This window comes from Paraglaciecola sp. MB-3u-78, from assembly GCF_002835935.1.
Lineage (GTDB): Bacteria > Pseudomonadota > Gammaproteobacteria > Enterobacterales > Alteromonadaceae > Paraglaciecola.
This window is the reverse complement of the sequence record NZ_PJCF01000005.1, coordinates 339,246-361,641: the sequence shown is the minus strand read 5'-3', so window position 1 is coordinate 361,641 and position 22,396 is coordinate 339,246. Positions and strand designations below refer to the sequence as shown.

18 protein-coding genes are annotated in these 22,396 nt (G+C 40.9%); 11 read left to right on the top strand and 7 right to left on the bottom strand.

Features of this window, described 5'->3' with window-relative positions; translation table 11 throughout:
- The first annotated feature begins 96 nt into the window (after positions 1-96).
- The gene (locus CXF95_RS12690) at positions 97-591 is read left to right on the top strand and encodes a hypothetical protein (protein ID WP_232787820.1); all 495 of its coding nucleotides are present in this window, start codon (positions 97-99) and stop codon (positions 589-591) included.
- Between the two features lie 153 nt (positions 592-744).
- Positions 745-2,508: an acyl-CoA dehydrogenase family protein gene (locus CXF95_RS12685; protein ID WP_101199034.1), complete on the top strand. Its 1,764-nt coding sequence runs from the start codon at positions 745-747 to the stop codon at positions 2,506-2,508.
- Positions 2,509-2,587: 79 nt separating this feature from the next.
- Here the strand turns inward: CXF95_RS12685 and CXF95_RS12680 are convergent, their stop codons facing one another.
- Together CXF95_RS12680 and CXF95_RS12675 are read right to left on the bottom strand one after the other, a co-directional pair.
- Complete coding sequence (locus CXF95_RS12680) at positions 2,588-3,169, bottom strand: hypothetical protein (RefSeq protein WP_101199033.1); 582 nt, start codon at positions 3,167-3,169, stop codon at positions 2,588-2,590.
- A 66-nt stretch (positions 3,170-3,235) separates the two neighbouring features.
- Positions 3,236-7,657 carry an ExeM/NucH family extracellular endonuclease gene (locus tag CXF95_RS12675; RefSeq protein ID WP_101199032.1) on the bottom strand — a complete coding sequence of 1,474 codons (4,422 nt, stop codon included), beginning with the start codon at positions 7,655-7,657 and terminating at the stop codon, positions 3,236-3,238.
- Between the two features lie 438 nt (positions 7,658-8,095).
- Between CXF95_RS12675 and CXF95_RS12670 the strand changes: the two genes are divergently transcribed.
- Positions 8,096-8,953, top strand: a complete 858-nt coding sequence (locus CXF95_RS12670; RefSeq protein ID WP_232787819.1) for an SPFH domain-containing protein — start codon at positions 8,096-8,098, stop codon at positions 8,951-8,953.
- Between the two features lie 51 nt (positions 8,954-9,004).
- Positions 9,005-9,205 carry a hypothetical protein gene (locus tag CXF95_RS12665; RefSeq protein WP_101199031.1) on the top strand — a complete coding sequence of 67 codons (201 nt, stop codon included), beginning with the start codon at positions 9,005-9,007 and terminating at the stop codon, positions 9,203-9,205.
- A gap of 59 nt (positions 9,206-9,264) precedes the next feature.
- Here the strand turns inward: CXF95_RS12665 and CXF95_RS12660 are convergent, their stop codons facing one another.
- The 5 genes from CXF95_RS12660 to CXF95_RS12640 form a co-directional block, all read right to left on the bottom strand.
- A complete protein-coding gene (locus CXF95_RS12660) occupies positions 9,265-10,008 on the bottom strand; it encodes a choice-of-anchor H family protein (protein ID WP_101199030.1) in 744 nt (247 codons plus the stop codon).
- A gap of 123 nt (positions 10,009-10,131) precedes the next feature.
- A complete protein-coding gene (locus tag CXF95_RS12655) occupies positions 10,132-10,398 on the bottom strand; it encodes a hypothetical protein (protein WP_101199029.1) in 267 nt (88 codons plus the stop codon).
- 9 nt (positions 10,399-10,407) lie between these two features.
- Positions 10,408-11,238 carry a co-chaperone DjlA gene (gene djlA, locus CXF95_RS12650; protein ID WP_101199028.1) on the bottom strand — a complete coding sequence of 277 codons (831 nt, stop codon included), beginning with the start codon at positions 11,236-11,238 and terminating at the stop codon, positions 10,408-10,410.
- Entirely contained in the window at positions 11,235-11,909 is a 675-nt protein-coding gene (murU, locus tag CXF95_RS12645) for an N-acetylmuramate alpha-1-phosphate uridylyltransferase MurU (protein WP_101199293.1), read from the bottom strand. The genes djlA and murU overlap by 4 nt, the downstream gene beginning before the upstream one ends.
- 7 nt (positions 11,910-11,916) lie before the next feature.
- Positions 11,917-12,942 (bottom strand): aminoglycoside phosphotransferase family protein, encoded by a 1,026-nt coding sequence (locus tag CXF95_RS12640; RefSeq protein WP_101199027.1) that lies wholly within the window; start codon positions 12,940-12,942, stop codon positions 11,917-11,919.
- Positions 12,943-13,098: 156 nt separating this feature from the next.
- Here CXF95_RS12640 and CXF95_RS12635 point away from each other — a divergent pair, with 156 nt between their 5' ends.
- From CXF95_RS12635 to CXF95_RS12605, 7 genes are all read left to right on the top strand, one after another.
- Complete coding sequence (locus CXF95_RS12635; RefSeq protein WP_232787817.1) at positions 13,099-15,288, top strand: LPS-assembly protein LptD; 2,190 nt, start codon at positions 13,099-13,101, stop codon at positions 15,286-15,288.
- A 310-nt stretch (positions 15,289-15,598) separates the two neighbouring features.
- The gene (surA, locus tag CXF95_RS12630) at positions 15,599-16,891 is read left to right on the top strand and encodes a peptidylprolyl isomerase SurA (RefSeq protein WP_101199026.1); all 1,293 of its coding nucleotides are present in this window, start codon (positions 15,599-15,601) and stop codon (positions 16,889-16,891) included.
- The gene (gene pdxA / locus CXF95_RS12625; protein ID WP_101199025.1) at positions 16,892-17,875 is read left to right on the top strand and encodes a 4-hydroxythreonine-4-phosphate dehydrogenase PdxA; all 984 of its coding nucleotides are present in this window, start codon (positions 16,892-16,894) and stop codon (positions 17,873-17,875) included.
- Entirely contained in the window at positions 17,872-18,687 is an 816-nt protein-coding gene (gene rsmA, locus CXF95_RS12620) for a 16S rRNA (adenine(1518)-N(6)/adenine(1519)-N(6))-dimethyltransferase RsmA (protein ID WP_101199024.1), read from the top strand. The genes pdxA and rsmA overlap by 4 nt, the downstream gene beginning before the upstream one ends.
- Before the next feature lie 32 nt (positions 18,688-18,719).
- Positions 18,720-19,094 (top strand): Co2+/Mg2+ efflux protein ApaG, encoded by a 375-nt coding sequence (gene apaG / locus CXF95_RS12615; RefSeq protein WP_101199023.1) that lies wholly within the window; start codon positions 18,720-18,722, stop codon positions 19,092-19,094.
- A gap of 5 nt (positions 19,095-19,099) precedes the next feature.
- On the top strand, positions 19,100-19,933 hold the full coding sequence (locus CXF95_RS12610; RefSeq protein ID WP_101199022.1) for a symmetrical bis(5'-nucleosyl)-tetraphosphatase: 834 nt from the start codon (positions 19,100-19,102) through the stop codon (positions 19,931-19,933).
- A gap of 173 nt (positions 19,934-20,106) precedes the next feature.
- On the top strand, positions 20,107-22,131 hold the full coding sequence (locus CXF95_RS12605) for a methyl-accepting chemotaxis protein (RefSeq protein WP_101199021.1): 2,025 nt from the start codon (positions 20,107-20,109) through the stop codon (positions 22,129-22,131).
- The last annotated feature ends 265 nt before the right edge of the window (positions 22,132-22,396 follow it).

Here is a 22,396-nt window from a genome sequence, read left to right as displayed (position 1 = left end):
CAATTGATAAATTGCTAGCTTTTACAATTAATTATGGAGAATAAGAAAATTGATGTGATAATACCCCTTACTTATACCGCTTTTGTACGAAACATTATGCTGAATAGACTATTTGTAGTCATAACAATTTTTTTATTGGGATGCAGCAGAGATATCCCTGCCGACCCTATGTGCCGGACGAGTATATTATATACAGAAACAAAGCCCTCGGCAGCAGCCTGTCTTATAAAATCAAACTTTCAACTGTTAGTAATCAAAAACCATGACGATGATGGTTGGAATTTACCCACTCATAAACAACAAAAATTAATAAGCCCTCAATGCACAGCGCACCAAGCGGTTTGGGAAACAACGGGGCTAAATGTTGAAGTAGGTAAATTACTGTTTACTGCCCCAAACCAAACCCAATATTTCGAGTGTAAACTAACAGATGATTTTTCTAGCCAACTGCAGGTATTTCCTGTTCCATCTTGGGCTCAACGCAAAACCAGTAAAATTTCTTTGATTAACCCATTTGATACAGAACAAGATCATTGGGTAAACGTCATTAATTTGATTCAATTGCGTGAAGTGTATAATCAAATAGAATGATTGTTAATAGAACTTCGGCTAAAAGCAGCGAACATTCATAAAATCACTTGCGCCACATCAACACGTTTAATAGTCATTACATGACTTTTAGGAACCAAAACCGGCAAATAACAGTATAATCAACACAATATTAGACTTTTAGAGATTATTTCCATGCCCCAATACACGGCTCCAATAAAAGACATGCAATTTATACTGCATGATTGGTTAAATCTGTCGGCACATTATCAAAAATTAGGATTAGAAGATTTTGATCAAGAGTTGGTGAATGAAATTTTGAATCAAGGAGCCAAGTTTTCCGAGGAAGTTATCGCTCCACTTAATCGCGAAGGTGATGAACAGGGCTGTAAGCTTACCGATGGCATAGTGACGACTCCTGAGGGTTTCGCCGCGGCCTATCAAGAATATATTGCCAATGGCTGGAACGCCATGTTGGGAAGTGCCGACTATGACGGCCAAGATTTACCTCACACCATAGCCGTCCCAGTGCAGGAAATGCTGAGTTCAGCCAATGTTAGCTGGAGACTCACCAGTATATTGACCGAAAGTGCTGTACTTGCCGTCACTAAACATGCCAGTGATGAATTAAAAAACACCTATCTCGCCAAACTCATCTCTGGCGAGTGGACCGGTACTATGTGTTTAACTGAACCACATGCTGGTACAGATTTGAGTTTACTGTCGACTAAGGCTGAACCTAGTGACGATGGTAGTTTTAATATTACGGGCGGCAAAATATTTATCTCTGCCGGAGACCACGACTGGACAGACAATATCGTTCATTTGGTACTTGCCCGCTTACCCGACGCACCCATTGGTGTGAAAGGCATCAGTCTATTTTTAGTGCCTAAATTTTTGCCAACTGTAGAGGGTACACCAGGACAAGCGAATACCTTATCAGTGGGTAGCATAGAAAAAAAGATGGGACTCAAAGGCAGCCCAACCTGTGTCATGAATTTTGATGGTGCCAAAGGTTTCTTAGTGGGCGCACCCCATACCGGTTTAGCCTGTATGTTTACCATGATGAATGACGCGCGCTTTCAGGTGGGCTTGCAAGGCTTATCGATCAGTGAAGCCTCATATCAAGGCTCACTGGCCTATGCCATAGACCGTTTACAGTCACGTGCTCCACAAGGCATACAGCAAAAAGACAAAAAGGCCGATGGCATTATCCACCAGCCAGATGTGCGCCGGATGTTACTCACTCAAAAAGCCCTAGTTGAAGGCTGCAGAGCCTTGTCTCTTTTGTATGCTCAGCAAATGGATATCGAAAAATTTGCGAGCGATGCCAGTGATAAAAGCAAAGCCAATAACATTGTGGCTTTTTTAACCCCTATAGCTAAAGGTTTTATGACCGAAATGGCTACAGAGTTGGCTAATTTGGGAATACAGATATATGGCGGCCACGGCTATATTCGCGAATGGGGCATGGAGCAGTTAGTACGTGATGCGCGTATCACTCAGCTATACGAGGGAACTAACGGTATTCAAGCCCTTGATTTAATTTCCCGTAAGTTAGCCAGAGACAAAGGCACTATGCTGGAAGACACCCATGCCTTGTTTGCCAGTAAAGTCGCCGAGATCAGCGACCCACAAGCCAAGACTCAAGCAGAGGCCTTATTGCAGGAATGGTTAAATACCGCTGAACAACTTAAATCCTTAAATGCCGTTGATTTAGCAGCGGCGGCCACCGACTTTATGCATTACAGCGCTTATTGCCTGCTTGGCGTAATTTGGATGAGCTTGGCTGATACAGCCAGTAACAGTACCAATGAAAAGATTAAACACGGCAAAGCAAAAACCTGTGAGTTTTATATAAAAAGACTGTTACCTAGAAAAGACGGTTTTAAAGCAAACTTGTTTACTGGTGCCGATGATTTGATGGCTTTAAGCGATATGGAGTTTGATTACCAATAGTCACAAATAACTGCTACAAGTAGCTAAAAACAAAAAGGCGGTTGATTTGCATCAACCGCCTTTTTAATGTTTTTTGGAGTTAAGCTTTACGGCGAAATCCGGCTAAACCTAAAACAGTAACGGCAAACAAGCCAACGGTTGCAGGTGCAGAAACAACTGAAATATTTGCTGAAGCACTATTGAAAGCACTGGATACAAACGGATTCAATCCAGTAAAACCCTCAAATATATCGCCGAATGTGCTTGAAGTATTCGCTGAAGTTAAGCCATAACCTACAGCTGTAAATTCAAATGTACCCAGTAATATATTTGAACCAAATATAGAGCCAAATGGGCCAGCGCCAGCGCCATTTCCAACGCCACCAATCATATCGCCATCCAGGGTAAATCCTGCAAAAAAATCACTACCAAGGGTAAAGCTATTTAATGCAAGGATCCCATTATCAAAGTCGAGATCTAGCCCCCAAGATATAATCGAATCTACAGGTGCTTCGGTTTCAACAAATAGTTCAAGGGTAAAAGTGTCATTCAATCCTACTTCAACATCACTTTCGCCAAAAGACAAAACCAAGTCAGCTTGTGCACTAAAAGTACTCATCAATAAACCACCTGCCAAAGCACATGCTTTTAGAACTTTACTATTAAAAATTACATTTTTCATCGTATACATCTCTTCTTTAAAATTGAAATATTGGCTACCTACTCAATAGCAGGTAGCCGGATTATTTTATTGGCTTAGGAACAACTGATACCAAGCTTGCAAATCTAAAGGTGAAATCACACCATCACCGTCATAATCTGCAATTACATTGAAGTTGGCATCTCCTGGGGCACTTCCTAACATGCCTAAAATGGCAAAGTAGTCATTGAAATTGATACTGCCATCAGCATTTACATCAGCAGAAGTTTCTTCGTTACTGACTTCGGCATCAATTTGTAGAGCAATCAACACAGGGTCGTGATCTGACATACGGTATTGGTCAGGTGCATACAAACTGGCTTGCTGCGTTTCAGTCTGAAATTCAACGTTATAATCCAAAACGATAGGCTCGTCAGCATTGATATGCCACTCAGTAACATCTACAACTTTAACCAACAATTTATTGTTGCCAAGTGCGTGATCCAAGTATCCAAGTTCACCATTAAAGGTATATGAATAGGCTTTGCTACCCTGGAAGTATTCAACTAAGTTGGTATATCCAGCGGAAGCAATAGTAGTGATGGGCTGCTCTTTTGCGTAAGAGTTCAAATCACCTATGATTAACGTAGGTAAATCAGTGAAGTTTTGTGCCAAGTGAGTAACCAAGCCAGTCGCGGCGCGAGTTCTTGTTCCATTACAATTACCTTGACCGTTAGTTGTATCATCATCTCCTTCACCACAACTTGAACCTTTTGATTTTAAGTGATTCACACTGATCACTATCTGTTCACCATTTTCAGTTAAGGTAAACATCTGCGACATTGCCGGGCGGTTTTTAAGAGTGTCAAACAAAGGACCTTGTTCATCACTGATAGAGTTATCGCTATTTAGAATATCCACTGCGCCAGACAAACTGACTACGCTGTTTTTGTAGAGCAAACCAACGGTTATTGCATCAGTTCCAACAGGACCACCTGCATTAACATAGCTATAAACATTTTCGCCCATGGCCGCATTCACTGCTGCAGCTAATTGAGCAATCGCGCTGAAGCTATCAAAACCATCGTTTTCAATTTCCATCAACCCAACAATATCAGCATCCATAATCACAATGGCTTCAACCGTCTTAGCAATCTGACGATCGTATTCTTCGATTGAATCTGCACCACGAGATGTTGGGAACCCAGCACCTTGCCCGTCACCATTAAAGAAGTTAAGAACATTGAGACTCGCCACTTTAAGGTTACCTAATCTTAAATCGGGAGCCGCTGTACGTGGGTTAGTTGCAGCAAAAATAGGCGCAACAGTAGGATTAATGAGATATTTACCAAAATCATAATCTAAAACACCCGTTACCGAACTTACCGTGTCACCACTTCTAAGTGTATTAACCGCTGACAAATTTCCTGCAGGAAAAATAATAGGCTCAGGGTTTTGCGCTGGATTTGCATCACCCATGTAAACAACATTTAAGCTGTTTTCAATTGCTAGAGCTTGTGCTTCGCTAGAACCAGGTAAAAATACGTTAGTTGGAATGAATAGACGGCCATTAGACAAGGCAACTTCACCGAATCGACCTAAACGGAAGTTATCGCTGACGGTTAGCTCTTGGTTAGTTGTAACTAACATCCCTTCTAATGACTCAGCAGATTCAACACTTACAAAAGGAAGGTTCAATGTAGCTGAAGTGGCAGTACCACTGCCACACTCAAGCCAGTCTTCAGAGACGTTAATTTGGGTTTTACCAAAGCTTTCGGAAACGGTACCCATTACTCGCACAACACTACCAACGACGGGAAAATCACCACTAAAGGCAATAAACACCCCTTCTGAAGTAGCTACATCAGCATCGGTATCAAAATTTTCTTCTTGAATAAAGAAGCCGTCAATGGCCTCAAAAGCAGCCGTTACAACGGCTTCAACGATTAAAGTTTCACCTTCAAAGGGTGAGCTGTCATCAGCACCTTGGATATTATGTATTAACGTAGCAGCATCACTACATTGGCCAAAATCTACTACCTCACCACCAGTATCACCATTACCATAACTGCCAATAGAGCTGAAATCATTCGATGGTAAACCATCCCACTCAGTAGCTGGGTCGAATGCATCATCAATAACCACATCACCTACAGTAATAGATGCCTTACGTAATAGTGTATGATTTGCAGAAGTCACATCGCCTATGCCCCAGCTCGAACCTGGGTCTTCGCCAACACGACCAAATGAATCGATTACCGTTTCGCCATTCAGTAATACATAAGCGTCATCACCATTGTGACTGATACCACTTGAGAACTGATCCGCAGCATCTTTGATTTCTTGAGCTGCAGTTGAAGCGTTTGTCGCGATGACAAATACATCGTTACCTTCAAGTGTGCCCTCTAATACTATTGGGCTAGATCCAGTAGTTGCACCATTGCGATAAAGTACAATGCTGTATGTGCTTAAATCCACATTACGACCATTAGGGTTGTATATCTCTAAGGCCTTATTATTCCCTGAACCTTCAATGTATTCAGAAAAGAACAACTCTTTGTTATCAATTTCATGTTGACCAAGTTCAGAAAAAGTATCTTGAGGAAAACCAATCCATTGCACCGCAGGGTCGAATGCATCATCGATAAAAGTGTCACCAGTAAAAATTGATGCTTTACGTACTAGAGTGGTATTTTGCGAACTAGTGTCACCTGTACCCCATTTAGAGCCAGGATCAGTTCCCACTTGCCCGAAAGAATCAACTACAACACCATCTACAGACAATGTATAAGCATCATCACCATTGTGATTAACACTACCAGACTCTTGATCGGCTTTTGCTTTAAAGTCAGCATTCGCGCTAGTGTTAACAATGACATAGGTACCGTTGGCAGGAATAGTGCCTGTTAGAGCAATATTTGTTCCTGATGAACTACCATTAGAAAAACGTGCAAGTGACACATTAACTGAATTTAAATCAACAGCTTGCGATGAATTATTATAAATTTCGATGGCTTTGTTATTACTGCCACCTTCAACATATTCGGAAATGAACAAGTTGATTGGGCTGTCACCACCTGTGTCCCCCCCCGTATCACCGCCACCTGTATCTTCAGAGCAAACATCTGCTTGATACAGTATGGAAACCCATTCAGGATGATCAATATAGGGGTTTCGGTTACCTTGAAATTCGTAGATAGTGTTGTTACGTAACTGTTCGGCTGCATCCACTGGATCAGCATTATGCCATTCAATTAGACGACATAAGCGACCGAGTTCTGGCATATCAATTGAGGTTAAACGATCCACCAACTGAAGATCTGTAGTGGTATCACTGCCTTCATAGCGGGTGTCCATATAGAACATCATTCGCGCAACATCGCCTTTCACCGCATCACGTGGTTCAAATGAGTCCGAGTCAATTCTGTTGATCGTAGACTCTGCTAATTCATTATCGCTATTATCAAAATCTAAGTTTCCTCGACTCTGATTGACCGAAATATCGGTAGGTCGTAAATGATGAATATCAGTATAGGCCTCAGCGCTTTCTTCCAAATCCGCAAAACCATGGCTTTGGGGCCAGCTGTGTTCGCGGTTCCAGTTATCTGGATCGGTACTTTGGGAACCACTGCCGTTTAAGTTTTTAGCCATCGAACGACCGGTATACCAAAGAATAACGTTATCTGTATTGTTTGGGTCCTCATCCGTATGGGTCAAAGCAGTCCACACTTCGGAGTAGCTCAGATCCTTATGATCGGCACTGATAATTTGGTTGATCGCAACTTTGATAAATGACGCTGGAGAACTGGCGTTCACTTCGGTAATAGCAGTTGCATAGTAACTTGCGTCGTCAAAAAGACTGGCTTCAGCAATTGTTTCTAGTTCCGGGCAATTAAAACATGGTGCAGTTGGTTCTTCGCCCGTATCACCACCATCGCCGCCGCCATCAATTTCTTCTGAGTAACTTTTTAAAGGGAACAGACTTGTTGTTGTGTCATTGGTCAACCCACCCTCAAGACCATTAACACCACTAAAACTCCAATTTGCAATAACAAAGGTACTACCATCTGGACCAGTACCTGCAGTTCTATAAGCCCAACCGTCTAAGGATTCCCAATCAGTACCAGAGCCATCGACAGCAATATCACCAAATACATCTATTACTGCACCATCACAAAACAACTCAATTGCATCATCGCCGTTAATGTTAGCGGCACTATCAGTATAGGTGGGAGCAAAGCCAAAAAAAGCAGTGAACTGCGGACTCTCCGAGGCCAGATAAATGTAACTGCCAGCGGTTGCTGCGGTGGCCGGAAATGTAAATTCCTGACCATCAGTGCCACCACCGTTATTAGCAGAACCAACGCCACATACACTAAGGTCTGCAATATCATTGACTACAAATAGCTCAACACCCTTAGGTATGCCGCCGGGAATTGGCCCATCAAACACACCTGTGATCACAATGTCACTGGCTTGCACTGAGGACGCTGCTATGAGCGCCAGCAGAGCTGGATATTTCAATTTCATGTTTTCTCCTGAAAATTTGTAAGGGTCGGTGTTCCGACTTTTAATAATTATATTTTTTGGTGTAAGCGATGATCTTAAACTTCTGTGACATCCGTGTGACAGGGAATGAAATACATGCTGTTCAACAGATAAACTTGACCCATTGGTCAAGACAATTGCAATAGTTGTACCTAATTGTTTTTCTCCATGAAAAACAATTAATTAAAAAACCATAAAAGAATTGTAAAAAAATAACTCTTTAAATGTGTCAAAAACCTGACAACTTTCTGATTAATTTCAGCTGGTTAACCACTAAATCTCGCAAATTACAGGTATTCAAAAACATATAATTTTCAAAAAATGGTGCTCGAATCAATACCTTCACAAATAAATTGCTTTTTTTACAAAACAACACTAACCTCAATTCAATATCATAATGATATCAATAAGGAGTTTTATATGATTACTGAGAAAAAAGGGTTTTCGATTAACGGGTATGTAGCTTTTTTTGTGGTTTTACCCTTACTACAAGTGAGTTTTGGCATCATGCTCGCAAACAAAATACTGCTCCCAGTCAGTATGGTTTGCTCCATCATTGTGCTGATTTGTTGGGCTGGCTTTTTTATGGTGCAACCCAATCAAGCTAAAGTCATGACCTTATTTGGTAGTTATGTGGGCACTGAAAAACGCAATGGCCTTCGCTGGACCATCCCATTTTTTATGCGCAAAACCGTGTCCTTACGTATTCGCAACTTTGAATCAGCCAAAATAAAAGTGAACGATAACTTAGGTAACCCGATAGAAATCGCCACTATAGTAGTCTGGTCTGTGACAGACTCGGCTGAAGCCATGTTTGAGGTAGATGACTATGAAAGTTACGTCACTATTCAAACTGAATCAGCTCTTAGAAATATGGCCAGCAGTTATTGCTACGATCGGCAAGATGATAACAGTGCCGATATCGCTTTGCGCAGCCACCCTCAACATATTTCTGAAATATTGAAACAAGAAATTCAGGAGCGTTTAGGTAAAGCAGGGTTAACTGTGCATGAGTCTAAAATCAGCCATTTGGCTTATTCACCAGAAATTGCCAGCGCCATGTTACAGCGCCAGCAAGCTACCGCCATTATTGCTGCCCGCAGCAAGATTGTGGAGGGTGCAGTAGGTATGGTTGAAATGGCACTGGATAGACTCAAATCGAGAGGTGTCGTAGAACTTGACGAAGAACGCAAGGCGATGATGGTAAGTAATTTGTTGGTGGTATTATGTGGTGATAAGAACGCTCAACCCATAATTAATAGCGGCAGTTTATATTAGAGTTAAGTTCAAATTAAGTACAAAGAGCGTGCTTAAAACACTGGGAATACCATGTCTAAAAAAGCTTTTCCTCTTAGAATAAACGCTGACGTATTGGCAGCCATGCAACGCTGGGCAGATGATGATCTGCGCAGCGTCAATGCCCAAATCGAATATGTTCTAAGAGACACTTTGGTGAAACACGGCCGGGTTAAATTGGTCCAAAAAGTCACGACTGAAGTGGTCGATGCTAACGCACCAAAAACCAATTAAGCTGATGTTAGGATCTGTTGACCCTAACATCAGCTTTTAAACGCCCTGTTCTAATGTCATTAAGATTTTCGATATTGGCGTGTAATGAGTAATACCGGTAATAGCAACAACCCCCATAAACTCACACTGCCACCATGCTCACGAACAATAATTACCTGGGTAGACTCGTACTCTTTACTCTCTAGGGATAATAAATACAAATCCGCATCGTCATTACCATCAAAAACAGCCACTAGTTCATCGCTGTAGGCATCATATAATTCAATTAGCACTTCATATTCAGCAGAAGAAAAACCGTTTAACAATTCACTTTCTACGACAAAACTATCATCACTGTTGTCCGAAAAAATGTCGAAGTTAGAGGTTGTATGATATTCCTTAAATACTTCATCTTTGCCCAAATATAATCTGGCGTACACTTTTGCTGAACTGAATTGAGTATCGGCGTCAAACTCCACAGAGAAGTGATTAAAGTAGCCATCTCTGTCGGTATCACTATAAAACTCAACCCATGCGTCAAAAATCCAAAATTCTTGATTAAAGACCTTAGCCTCTGGTCTAAGGGTTAATATTCTAGCCTGTTCGTGTTTTGTATTATTAGCACTAGTTGCCCCTTTTGACTGTGCACTGGGAGTCACAGAGAGCACATTGGTGTGATCATCCTTAGACGATTTGTACATTACCCCACTTGTCAGCTCAAATTGTTTTTCAGTTGACTGAGCACGCCAACTTTCATTTTCGGTACCCCATGCAACGCTTGATAAAAATACACCGCTTAATAATAACAAACTTGAATTTTTCATTTCACTTTCCTTTTCAAACTTGTCGTTAGTGTGGAATGAAAAGCATGAACAAAAACTGAAGATTGGCTTAATCAACTAAGTTCAAACATGGGTAATCCACAACATACTTGGAGATGCCTTTGGTTATGGTGGCGTAAAACTATTTACCAAAGACGAAGCGTCGTCAGGCACGACTGCCTTCAAAGTAAGTATACCAAACTCAGGACTCGCATCAGGTATTGCAGTGAAAATGGGGGAGTCGCCAGTATGGGCCTCCCCCCTCAGTATTCTGGCTGTTGATGAATAATACAGGTTATTCACTGGCGTCATGGTGACGAGGCCAACAACCAGAGACTTCAAGGGAGGAACGGTAAAATAAATAGTTGAAACCAAACAACGCTTATTCAGCATAAAACTGTGCTATTTAAACCCGCGTTTTTCCTTGATCATTTCATAGGCTGACTGAATATCTTGGGTTTTATTTTTTGCTATCTCTAGGGCTTGTTTAGGTAAACCTTTTGAGACTAATTTGTCGGGGTGATGTTCACTCATCAGCTTGCGGTAAGCTTTCTTAATATTTTTACCGTCGTCGGATATTTTAACACCGAGAATTTTATAGGCATCATCCAAGGATTGTTGAGAAGAATACTTTTTCCCATTGGTCTGCTGTTTACCCCCTCCCCCTTGCCTAAAGCGCATTTCCGCTTCAAATGCTGACATTAAGTAGAGTAAATCGTGTTGGCTAAAGCCTAAGTATTGAGACACTGTCTCTAAAATAGTTTGTTCGGCTTTATCCAGTTTGCCGTCAACGTAAGCCGCTTGAATTAAGATTTCTAAATACACCTGCAAAATATCACGGCGACCATGGCAGGACTCTTTAAACTCTTGAACCGTTTGTTTCAAAGCGAAGTCTTCAGCTTTACCATCTCTAAAAGCTTGCTGTGCCTCTTTACGCATATCGCCTTCAAGGTTCATCTGATCCATCAAGGTGCTAGCCATACGTATTTCGACATCACTTACCTTGCCGTCAGCTTTGGCTACATGTCCCATCACCGAAAACAGGCAATGGAAAAAAACAGCTTGGGTTTTAAATTCATCTTTACTAGCAAAAAAACGGTTGAATCCACCGGTTTGATTGAAATCTTTACTATAACCTTTGTCGAACATATGTCCGACTATAAAACCTAAAACCGCACCAGGGATGCGCCCAAACATAAAACCAAAAATGGTACCTAAAATTTTACCTATCATCTGCTTCCGTTAATTTTTTTATTTAATTCATTTAATCGTTGTGGGGTACCCACATCTGTCCATTGACCCGTAAAATGTTGCGCTGCAATTAAACCTTGGTTAATGGCTGTTCGCCACATAGGGGGCAAAGCTTTCACCCCGGAGCGGTGCTGTGCAAAAAAGCTTTTACGATAAACAGCGATCCCACTGAACGTTAATTTAGATCCTTGTTTAGGGTCTAAACCATGACCCGTAAAATAAAAATCTCCTTTTGGATTATGATCAGGATTATCAACCATCACCAAATGAGCTTCTACCCCTTCGGATAAAAAACGGGGTAAAGTCTCAAAATTAAAATCAGTAAAAATATCGCCGTTAACCACAGTAAACATTTCATCCTTTGAGTTTGAACAAAGCAATGGCAATGCGTTAATTATGCCTCCCGCTGTTTCTAATGCACAAGGCTCAGCAGAATAGAGTATCTCCAAACCAAAACGTTCACCTGTACCCAAGACACTTTCAATCTGTTGACCTAACCATGCATGGTTGATAACAACGCGCTCATAACCTGAGCACTTAAGCGCTTCAAGGTGATATTCAATCAGAGGTTTACCTTGGACTTTCAGCAGAGGCTTAGGCACAGAATCGGTTAAAGGCCGCATTCGCTCTCCTCTACCTGCAGCTAAAATCATCGCAGTGTTAAGGTTCATGCTGAGTAGACTTTAGTTTTTGCAACACATTTGGCAACACTCGCTCACGTACAAAACTAGCGAATTCAGCATATTCAGGATATTGACTGGCTTCATCAATCAGATAATCTAATGTGTGAGGAATGTCCGACAAAAAACTCGGTTTGTTATCGCGAATACTCAAACGAGCAAAGATCCCTGCAATCTTGATATGCCTTTGCATCCCCACACAATCAAACCACATTTTGAATTCACCCCAAGGATACTCAGCATAATATTCTGCATGCCAATTTTGTAACCACTGCAGCACTTTTACTTTTGGCCAGTCTTGATAACTGTCCCTTAGTAGCGAAACCGCATCATAAGTAATAGGCCCGACTACTGCATCTTGAAAATCAATCACCCCTACATCATCATTTTCAAGCAACATTAAGTTGCGGGAGTGATAATCTCTATGCATCCCAACCCTAGGTTGGATCAGACATGAATGTTTGACATCATCAAACACCTTACTTAGCATTTTTTCTTCGACATCAGTCAAATCTAACTGCAGATATTGACCCAATAGCCAATCTGTAAAAAGACTTAATTCCCTGTCGATAAATACGTCATCATGATCTGGTAATGGCCCTTTCTCAGTGGATAAACAACCTTGAATAATGGGAATGTTGGCTAATGCTTTGGGATAAAGCAGGTCACAGGAATCAACCGTTAAAATGTCACTAAACAGGCGATTACCAAAATCTTGCTGAAGATAAAATCCCTGAGCAAGATCGTAGGCATATATTTCAGGGACTTTTATTCCTTTTTCTCGATAACTTTGCGCCACTGCAATATATTGACTGGTGTCTTCACTTTTAGGTGGCGCATCGACTGCAATAATCGACTGCTCATGGTGAACAAATCGAAAGTATCGACGAAAACCGGCATCGCCAGACACTATTTCCAACGTTTGACAATCGAAGTCAGTGTTTTGGTTAATCCATATGTGTAATTGCTGTTGTCGAAGTTGCTTGAAAGTTAACAGTGTTTCCAAGGGGATCTCTTATTATTGAACGAAGTTGGCTGTTGGATGAAAGTTAAGAATGGCGAAATATAGGTTTTTTTGCAAGTTTACTGGTAAATCTCATTGAAACCTTTAAAATTATGTATTAACTCCTTGTTTTAAACCCAACCTTAGGTCACTTTGTACTTGCCTAGTATACAAAACAAACAATTCTTATTTATTAGCCTTCTGCTTATGTCGATTGGGCTAGCTGATGCTCAAGAAGTCTGTTTTGTTCCATTGCCTGGGCCTAATCTCGATAATTCGCTACTTGAAGGGCAAATCCAAGTAAAGTCAGAAGATAGTGAAATCAACCAAGATACTTTTGCGCACTTCAAAGGCAAAGTAGAAATCGATAGTTCACAAGCCAAAATTAATGCGGATCAAGCCTTACTCAATCGACAAACCCAGACCCTGAATGCCACTGGCAATGTCAGTTTTCAAGACAATAACATCACTGTATCCAGTCAAAATGTGCAGCTAAACAGAGTGACGAATGAATTACTCATTGAACAATCTTTGTATCAGCTAAATAGAGTACAAGGTCACGGCAAAGCAGAAAAAATTGCCATTGGCGAAAATACAGGTATCAATCTTGTTGAGTCGAGCTTTACCTCTTGCCCAGTGGACAATGAAGTGTGGCGTATCCAAGCAAGTAATATAAAGATCACACCTGACCAATCGAGAGGAGTGGTTAAACATGCACGATTCTATATTAAAGACCTGCCAGTGCTGTATTTACCCTATTTTTCCTTCCCAATTAACAACCAAAGACAATCAGGTATCCTCTACCCGAGTATTGCTAGTAACAGTTCCACAGGGGTAAGTGTCGAACAACCAGTGTATTGGAATATTGCACCCAACTATGACTTAACCTTTAGTCCAAGGTTTATGACCGAGCGTGGATTCCAGCTTAAAACCGAATTCAGGTATTTAACTGAGAAACAGACTGGTCAGGTAAATATTGAATATTTGCCTGACGATCTGGACCTAGACGATGACACCGAACGATACTTTTATCGATTTGTTCACAGTGGACAGATTGGTGAAAACTGGCGAGTGAATGCTGATATCAACGGTTTGAGTGATGACAACTATATTGTTGACTTAGGCTCTGATTATTTCAATCGAGCAGATACGCATTTATATAAAACACTAGGTGTGAGTTATTTTTCTCAGAGCCTAGATGTTACCGCCCAATTTAGAGACTTTGAAGTATTGGGCGACCATCCCGACAGTTATCGAGCATTACCCGAAATCAGACTCAATTATTTAACGCCAATAGGCCTAGGGGCGGAATTTCAAGTGAACTCAGAGTTAGCCTACTTTGAAAGTGGTGAATTAGAGAACCCAACTGCAACGCGTTTTCATATTGCGCCTACAGTCCGTTATCCCTTTCAAAATCAATGGAGCGAGTTTCTAGCAGAAGCGACTATTTTACATACTCGGTATATTCAAAAAAACATTCAAAACTTGGCACTTGAAAAGAATATTTCTCGCACCTTAGGACAAGCCAAAGTTTATGGCTCCTTGGCGTTTGAGAGACCAGCGAGTTGGTTTGGCAAAGATGCAACCCAAACCTTCGAACCTAAAGTCCAATACTTATATACCAGCTTCGAAGACCAGAGCATCATTGGTCGATATGATACGACTCGGCTTTTTAATGACTTTGCGGGGTTATTCAGAGGGCAAGAATTCACGGGTCTAGATCGTATCAGCGACAACAATCAAATAACTGTAGGTCTGACATCAAGATTTATTGATAAAAATAACCAAGAGCGTTTTAAATTAAGCTTAGGACAAATATTTTATTTAAAAGACAACCAAGTGGTTGATGCTTCTAAAAATGATGACCGTTCGGCATTAGCCGCAGAACTCGATTGGCAAATAGGCAGTAAATGGTATGCACATACTCAGGCTCAGGTTTCAACTATTACCGATAAAATCGAACGTAGTAGTTTGTCTTTGGAATATCAACTTACCGAAAACAAAATTATTCAGATAAACCACCGATACGTAAGGGATTTATCCTCAGAAAAAATTAATCAAGTGGGCATCACAGCAAGCTGGTCCTTAGCTAAAAATTGGCAATGGGTTGGTCGCTGGTATCATGACTTAGAACTAAACAGAACAGTGGAGAGTTATACTGGCGTGCAATATGAATCATGTTGCTGGAATGTCAGTTTTGTTGCCCAACGTAATTTAAGTAACCGTTTTGATAATAATGGAGCACAAAGTACCACTGAATTTGAGTCGGGCTTTCATGTATACTTCACCAGTCGAAACTTATTAAGAGATGGGTTGTTTGGATATAGACGCCCTTATCTATTGAACTAAATAAAAGGCTGGTTTGGATATACGCTCTTAGATATTGAACTAAAGCGAAGGTTGTTTGGATATAAACGATTTTGTATGTTGAACTAAAGTGAAAGTAGTTTGGATATAGACGATCTTAGATATTGAACTAAAGTGAAGGTTGTTTGGATATAGACTGCCTTGTGTGTTGAACTAAAGTGAAGGTTGTTTGGATATAGACTGTCTTGTGTATGGAACTAATTGGGGTTTGAGTTAACTAATTGTTGCTAACCTTTTGACATATCACCCGCGTAATCAAACAACGCATTTAACTAAAAAAGTAAAGATAACCATGAAAGTAATAGTAGTAGCCCTTTTAATTAGCTCTTTCTTATCACTTAAGACAGAGGCAGCACCTGAACTGTTAGATAGCGTATCTGTGATCGTTGATCAAGGTGTGGTGTTAGAGAGTCAGATAACTGAATTAATCACAGTGGTAAAACGTAATGCCGTGCTTAATGACCAATCACTACCATCTGACCGAGCTTTACGCACCCAAGCGATTGAAAAATTGATTTTAGATAATCTGCAAATGCAAATGGCAGACCGTATGGGTATCCAAATCAGTGATCCACAACTTGAGCAAACTATCCTGAATATTGCTCAGGGCGAAAAAATGAATATTGCCCAGTTTCGTGAGAAAGTCGCCCAAGAAGGGGTCAGCTATGACACCTACCGCGAAGAAATCCGCAAAGAACTGATACTCGGTGAAGTGCGCCGTGCTAACGTCCGCCGCCGTGTTTACATTACCGAACAAGAAGTTAGTAATCTGGTCACTCTGATTGATGAGCAAGGCGATGAACAAGCGGAATACAACTTAGGACATATCTTAATTGAGTTTCCACCTGAGCCAACAGATGCAGATATAGAGCAGGCGAAAACTCGAGCAAATAAAGTCCTTGAATTGCTAAATAAAGGTTCAGATTTTGCCAAAATTGCCACCGCTTCTTCAGGCGGATCTCTTGCGTTAGAAGGCGGAGATATGGGCTGGATGAATATCAACTCCATGCCCACCTTATTTGCCGAAGCAGTGCAAAAAAAATCCAAAGACGACTTAATAGGTCCGATTAGAAGTGGCGCTGGTTTTCATATATTGAAGGTCATAGATCTTCGTGGTATAGAAAGGGTCGAAATAGCCGAGGTAAACGCACGACATATTTTAATCGCACCATCGGTTATCTTAAGCGATGAAAAAGCGGAAAAAATGCTCAAAGAATTCCGCAAACAAATTTTAGCCGGTGAAGCAGATTTTGCTGAGTTGGCCAAAGAGCATTCAGCCGATACTGGTTCAGCTTTAAAAGGTGGAGAATTAGGCTGGGCAGATCCAAACATCTATGTTCCTGAATTCATAAATACCCTAGCTAAATTGGAAGTGGACGAAATCAGTGAGCCTGTTCGCACTCAATACGGTTGGCATCTTATGCAGTTAATCGGCAAACGTGTAGGTGATGCGACTGAAAAACGTAAAGAAGAAAAAGCCCATCAGTTGTTATTTCAACGTAAATTTGCTGAAGAATCTGACATTTGGTTACGAGAAATACGTGCCAGTGCCTATATTGAAGTATTAACGCAGCAAGGCGAATAATTGAAACCATTAAAATTAGCCATTACCCCTGGCGAGCCAGCGGGTATTGGTCCAGATTTACTCCTGGGTATTGCCCAAAAAGAGTGGCCAGTACAATTGGTGGCATTTGCCGATGGAGACATGCTTAGGCAACGTGCTACACAACTAAACTTAGCCATTACCTTAGTCCCGTATGATGCAAGCATTGAGCACACATTGCCTGCTGGGCAGTTATTTTTAGTGGATATTAAAACTAAAGTGCCCGTTATAAGCGGTAAATTAGACAGCGAAAATGGCCACTATGTAGTGGAAACCTTGCGCCAAGCATGTAAAAAAAATCTAGATGGTGAATTTGATGCTGTAGTAACAGGCCCTGTTCACAAAGGCATCATTAATGAAGCCGGCATCTCCTTTAGTGGTCATACTGAGTTTTTTGCACACGAGTCTAATACCAATGACGTAGTCATGATGTTAGCGACAGAAGGTCTAAGAGTCGTGCTTGCCACCACTCATATTCCTTTGGCTTATGTTTCTAAGGCTATTACCTTTGAGCGTTTACATAAGGTACTACACATAGTCAATACCGACTTAATGTTGAAGTTTGGTATCAAAAACCCCCATATTTTTGTTTGTGGTCTCAATCCTCATGCGGGTGAAAATGGGCATATTGGCAAAGAGGAAATACTGGTTATCATACCTGCACTTGATGCTTTGCGCGAAGAGGGATTGAACATCACGGGGCCTTTACCCGCCGATACTATTTTTAATCCAAAATACTTAGAGCAAGCTGACGTTGTGTTAGCCATGTATCATGATCAAGGACTACCTGTATTGAAATACAAAGGCTTTGGAGCCTCAGTCAATATCACCTTAGGTTTACCCTTTATTCGTACATCTGTGGATCACGGTACAGCATTAGATTTAGCGGGTACCGGTCATGCAGACGCAGGCAGTTTTAATCTTGCCATCGAAAAAGCCATATCAATAGCAGCGCAAAAAGAATGACTAAACAACATTTAGGGCATACAGCCAGAAAACGTTTTGGACAGAATTTTTTACATGACAACTATGTTATCGACCAAATAGTTACCGTCATCGGGCCTCAAAAAGACCAACACATGGTTGAAATTGGCCCCGGACTGGGTGCGTTAACTGAGCCGGTTTGCGAATTAATCGATGCACTCACTGTTATTGAACTTGATAGGGATCTAGCCGCAAGGTTAAGAACCCATCCTTTTATTGCTAGCAAGCTCACCATTATTGAAGCCGACGCACTAAAATATGACTTTTCTGAGCTTTTATCACAAGATAAGTCATCAGACGACAAACCTTTACGTATTTTCGGCAACCTACCCTATAATATTTCAACACCTTTGATGTTCCACTTATTCTCTTTTACTAATAAAGTACAAGATATGCACTTTATGTTGCAAAAAGAGGTGGTGAATCGCTTAGCCGCCTCTCCCGGTAATAAAAGTTATGGTCGTTTATCTGTTATGGCTCAATACCATTGCCAGATTATACCTGTATTACAAGTGCCACCAAGCGCATTTAACCCTCCCCCTAAAGTAGACTCAGCTGTAGTTAGGCTGATACCCCATCAGCAAAAACCCGTATCTTTGATCAATGAAGACACCTTGCATAAAGTATGTGCCCAAGCATTTAACCAAAGGCGCAAAACAATTCGCAATAGCTTAAAAGAAAGCTTAAGCGAACAACAACTCATTGATATAGATATTAATCCCGAATTACGAGCTGAAAATTTATCGTTACAGCAGTATGCAAACATCGCCAATGCGGTAGACTCTTTAGTATAGAATTCAAAGTGTATGGCAGTGTCAAATAACAGATGAAGCAAATTAATAAAGTTGAGATTACAGTTGAGACTCAGTATCTAAAAAACCAGGTACCCGATAAAGATAAGTATGCGTTCGCATATAAAATTTCGATCCATAATCAGGGACAACATTCAGTACAGCTGGTTAATCGATATTGGCTTATCACAGATGGAAATGGCAAAAAAACTGAGGTACAAGGTCCCGGAGTGATAGGTGAACAACCTCACATTCTCCCTGGTGAGTATTTTAAATACACCAGTGGCGCCGTATTAGATACTCCAGTGGGAACCATGCAAGGCTTCTACGAAATGCAACAACAAGATGGCGAACGTTTTGAAGCGGCTATCAGTGTTTTTAGTTTAGCTGTTCCTAACATAGTTAATTAACACCTATGGCTACTTATATTGTTGGAGACATTCAAGGTTGCTTTGAAGGATTGCAGAAGCTACTAAAAAAAGTCGACTTTTCGCCTATAAACGACCACTTGATTGCTGTAGGAGATTTGATTGGCCGCGGCACCCAACCCCTTGAAACACTGGATTACCTGTATTCCCTAGAAGGCAGTTTTGATACGGTTTTAGGCAATCATGATTTAAATTTGTTAGCTATTTACGCGGGCATTCGCAAGGTCAAACCCAATGATAATTTGGACATCTTGCTTACCAGTCCAAAGCTCAAAATCTTTATCAATTGGTTAAGGTGCAAACCCCTAGCTTTGCTGGCCGACCAAAATACGTTAGTCACCCATGCGGGCTTATATCCTCAATGGTCCGTAAAAAAAGCACTGAAAGTTAGCCATGAAATCAGTGAACAATTGCAGTCAAAAGATTGGAAAGAATTTCTAGTCAACATGTATGGAAATGAACCTTCAACTTGGAAAAAATCATTGCAGGGAGCAGCACGATTTCGCTTTATCATCAATGCCATGACTCGTATGCGTTTTATTGAAAATCATAATGAACTTGATTTTAGTTGCAAAACATCACCAGAGCTAGCGCCTGATAACCTAACACCTTGGTTTAACGTGATGAATAAAAAACTCAAAACGAACCAAAAGGTGGTATTTGGACATTGGGCTTCACTGAATGGAGACACCAAGCTTCAACAATTTTGTGGCTTAGATACTGGCTACGTTTGGGGACAAAACATGACGATGCAAAAACTTTCGAGTGGTGAAATATGTTCGGTAGAATATCAAGATTTATCAGAACCAGTCGATATATAGACTTATAAACAATCGATTAGATTTTAGTCTAAAAATTAAAATTCTAATATTACAAATTATTATTCATTCGCGTATAGTCTTATATTGAATAAGAATAGGTTGCATTTAGCAGTCAAATTATAAAGAAATATAAAGCCAGTACGGATACTGCCAACTTGATTTAGGGCCATTCAATGAAAATTACAGTAGCTACCCGTGTTGTCGGTGGATTTGGGATTATTACACTGCTTTTAGTTATTTTGGGAGTAGTAGCAGTATCCAGTTTATCTAGTATAGATAGTGCCACTGAAGAGGTTAATACTTTAGCCCTGCCCACAGTGAGTGGTAGTAGTCAATTAAAAGTGTCATTTTTGAATATGGGACGTCTCACCACAGAGTCTTATTATGAGACAACATTAGATGCCTTAAGCGTAAAAAAAACTGCCTTCGAAAACAGCCAAGCCAATTTTGATAATGAATTACGCACCCTCACTAGTGTGGTCAGTGCTGAGCAAGATTTACGCGAGTCGTTGATCGAAACGGAAAATATTTATCGTGAATATATAGAAAATGTCAACTCAATATTCGACAACAAAAGAGCCGACTTAGAGTTTGGTAACAAGGCATTAGATGTACTCAGCAATATTGAAGATAACGCTGACGATGGTTCAACTTTAATCGTTGATTTTGCAGATTTAGAAAAAGTACAAAGCAATAGCCAATTAAAGAAAGCAGCAGAAATAGCCAATGGTCTTGAATCAAGTCTTACGTCACTGCTCACCGTTGGTGCAGAATATGTTAAGACACAAAACTTAGTAAGAGCCGACACTATAGGCAATGAAGTTAAATTAGTAGTAGATCAAATCAGAGACAAAAGGGAGCAAATTCAAACCATTGCAGGTGACAGAGATGACAGTGGTACATTGAGAGAGTTGTATGAATTAGTTGCAAGCGTCACCGACTCCATTTCCTCTCCTAATGGCCTAATTCAATCTCAAATCAAACGTTTAAACAGCCGTAATCAAGCTGTAACAGCCTATCAAGCGTCTGAAGATAATATTCAACATGCGGTTAAAAAGCTCGATGATCTCCTTAAACTTGCCGACGCAAAGGCAAAAAATGCCAAGAAAGATGTGGCAGACTCAGTGAGTATCGGCAAAATAGTCACAATCGTTATTGGTTTAATCTCCGTGATCATCGCTGCGGGTATTGCTTATGGAACCGTACTCGCCATTATCAGACCGTTGCACAAAGTAAACGAAATGCTCCATGTTGTTTCTACAGGCGACTTAACACGAAGACTCGATGATTCTGGGCAGGATGAATTTGGTGACTTAGCCAAAAACTGCAACAACTTAATTGATAGCTTAAAAACCTTAATATCAGGTATCAGTTCACGGGCGGCACAACTAGCAGCTGCAGCTGAACAAACATCTACGGTAACGGCACAAACCACTCGCTCAATCCAGAACCAAAAATCTCAAGTAGCACAAGTTGCGGCTGCCACCACTGAAATGCACAGCACATCGCAACTAGTGACTAAGAGTGCCGAAGATACTCTAAATCAAATTAAACACGCTGACTCTGAAGCAGAAAAAGTCAAAATAATTTCAGAAGAAAACAAAAGAACAATTATGGTGTTAGCTAAAGATGTAGAAGAAGCGGCCGAGGTGATTAACAAATTACATCAAGACAGTGCTAGCATAGGCGGTATCTTAGACGTGATTAGAGGGGTTGCCGACCAAACCAACCTACTCGCTCTAAACGCAGCAATAGAAGCCGCTAGAGCCGGAGAACAAGGTCGTGGATTTGCGGTTGTAGCAGACGAAGTAAGAACGTTGGCAAGTCGCACCCAACAATCAACACAAGAAATCAACTCGATGATTGAAGTCTTACAAGCAGGAGCGGAAAGAGCCGTAACTGTAATGAATCAAGGCAAGGAGCAAACTACAATTTGTGTAGAGCAAACTGAAAAAGCGACTATAGCCCTAGAATCCATCACAGATGCGGTGCACAAAGCCCATGATGTGAGCAGCCAAATTGAACAATCTGCTCGTGAACAAAATGTGGTGTCACAAGAAATCAGTGAAAAACTTGAGAATATCGTGAATATTGCTGAGGAAACCGCAGTCGGAGCGAATCAAACATCTGAATCTAGTAATGAAGTGGCTAAACTTGCAGAGGAATTACAAAGCTCGGTGCAACAGTTTAGGGTTTAGTTTTAGCCTACGAGCCACGAGCTTTTAAAGAGTATTTGAAGAACCGGCGAAAGCCGGTTTTTTATTGCCGATTATTAAAGTATTCAGATACACTATTCAATTCATTTAGCTGAGGGAGTGATTCATCAAATATTTTTCTACCACTGCTACTGCTAAACATCTTGGTCTTGAGCCAAAGATTCTTTTTGCTAAGCTTCAGGAAGTTAACTACATTCTGCGCGAGGCTGAGAAATGGGCTTTAACTGCAAAGGGCAAGCTGGCAGGG

Excerpts from the sequence above, each read along its gene's own strand:
- CXF95_RS12690 (WP_232787820.1), top strand. The coding sequence starts at position 97 with ATGCTGAATAGACTATTTGTAGTCATAACAATTTTTTTATTGGGATGC.
- CXF95_RS12685 (WP_101199034.1), top strand. The coding sequence starts at position 745 with ATGCCCCAATACACGGCTCCAATAAAAGACATGCAATTTATACTGCAT.
- CXF95_RS12680 (WP_101199033.1), bottom strand. The coding sequence starts at position 3,169 with ATGAAAAATGTAATTTTTAATAGTAAAGTTCTAAAAGCATGTGCTTTG.
- CXF95_RS12675 (WP_101199032.1), bottom strand. The coding sequence starts at position 7,657 with ATGAAATTGAAATATCCAGCTCTGCTGGCGCTCATAGCAGCGTCCTCA.
- CXF95_RS12670 (WP_232787819.1), top strand. The coding sequence starts at position 8,096 with ATGATTACTGAGAAAAAAGGGTTTTCGATTAACGGGTATGTAGCTTTT.
- CXF95_RS12665 (WP_101199031.1), top strand. The coding sequence starts at position 9,005 with ATGTCTAAAAAAGCTTTTCCTCTTAGAATAAACGCTGACGTATTGGCA.
- CXF95_RS12660 (WP_101199030.1), bottom strand. The coding sequence starts at position 10,008 with ATGAAAAATTCAAGTTTGTTATTATTAAGCGGTGTATTTTTATCAAGC.
- CXF95_RS12655 (WP_101199029.1), bottom strand. The coding sequence starts at position 10,398 with ATGCTGAATAAGCGTTGTTTGGTTTCAACTATTTATTTTACCGTTCCT.
- djlA (WP_101199028.1), bottom strand. The coding sequence starts at position 11,238 with ATGATAGGTAAAATTTTAGGTACCATTTTTGGTTTTATGTTTGGGCGC.
- murU (WP_101199293.1), bottom strand. The coding sequence starts at position 11,909 with ATGATTTTAGCTGCAGGTAGAGGAGAGCGAATGCGGCCTTTAACCGAT.
- surA (WP_101199026.1), top strand. The coding sequence starts at position 15,599 with ATGAAAGTAATAGTAGTAGCCCTTTTAATTAGCTCTTTCTTATCACTT.
- rsmA (WP_101199024.1), top strand. The coding sequence starts at position 17,872 with ATGACTAAACAACATTTAGGGCATACAGCCAGAAAACGTTTTGGACAG.
- apaG (WP_101199023.1), top strand. The coding sequence starts at position 18,720 with ATGAAGCAAATTAATAAAGTTGAGATTACAGTTGAGACTCAGTATCTA.
- CXF95_RS12610 (WP_101199022.1), top strand. The coding sequence starts at position 19,100 with ATGGCTACTTATATTGTTGGAGACATTCAAGGTTGCTTTGAAGGATTG.
- CXF95_RS12605 (WP_101199021.1), top strand. The coding sequence starts at position 20,107 with ATGAAAATTACAGTAGCTACCCGTGTTGTCGGTGGATTTGGGATTATT.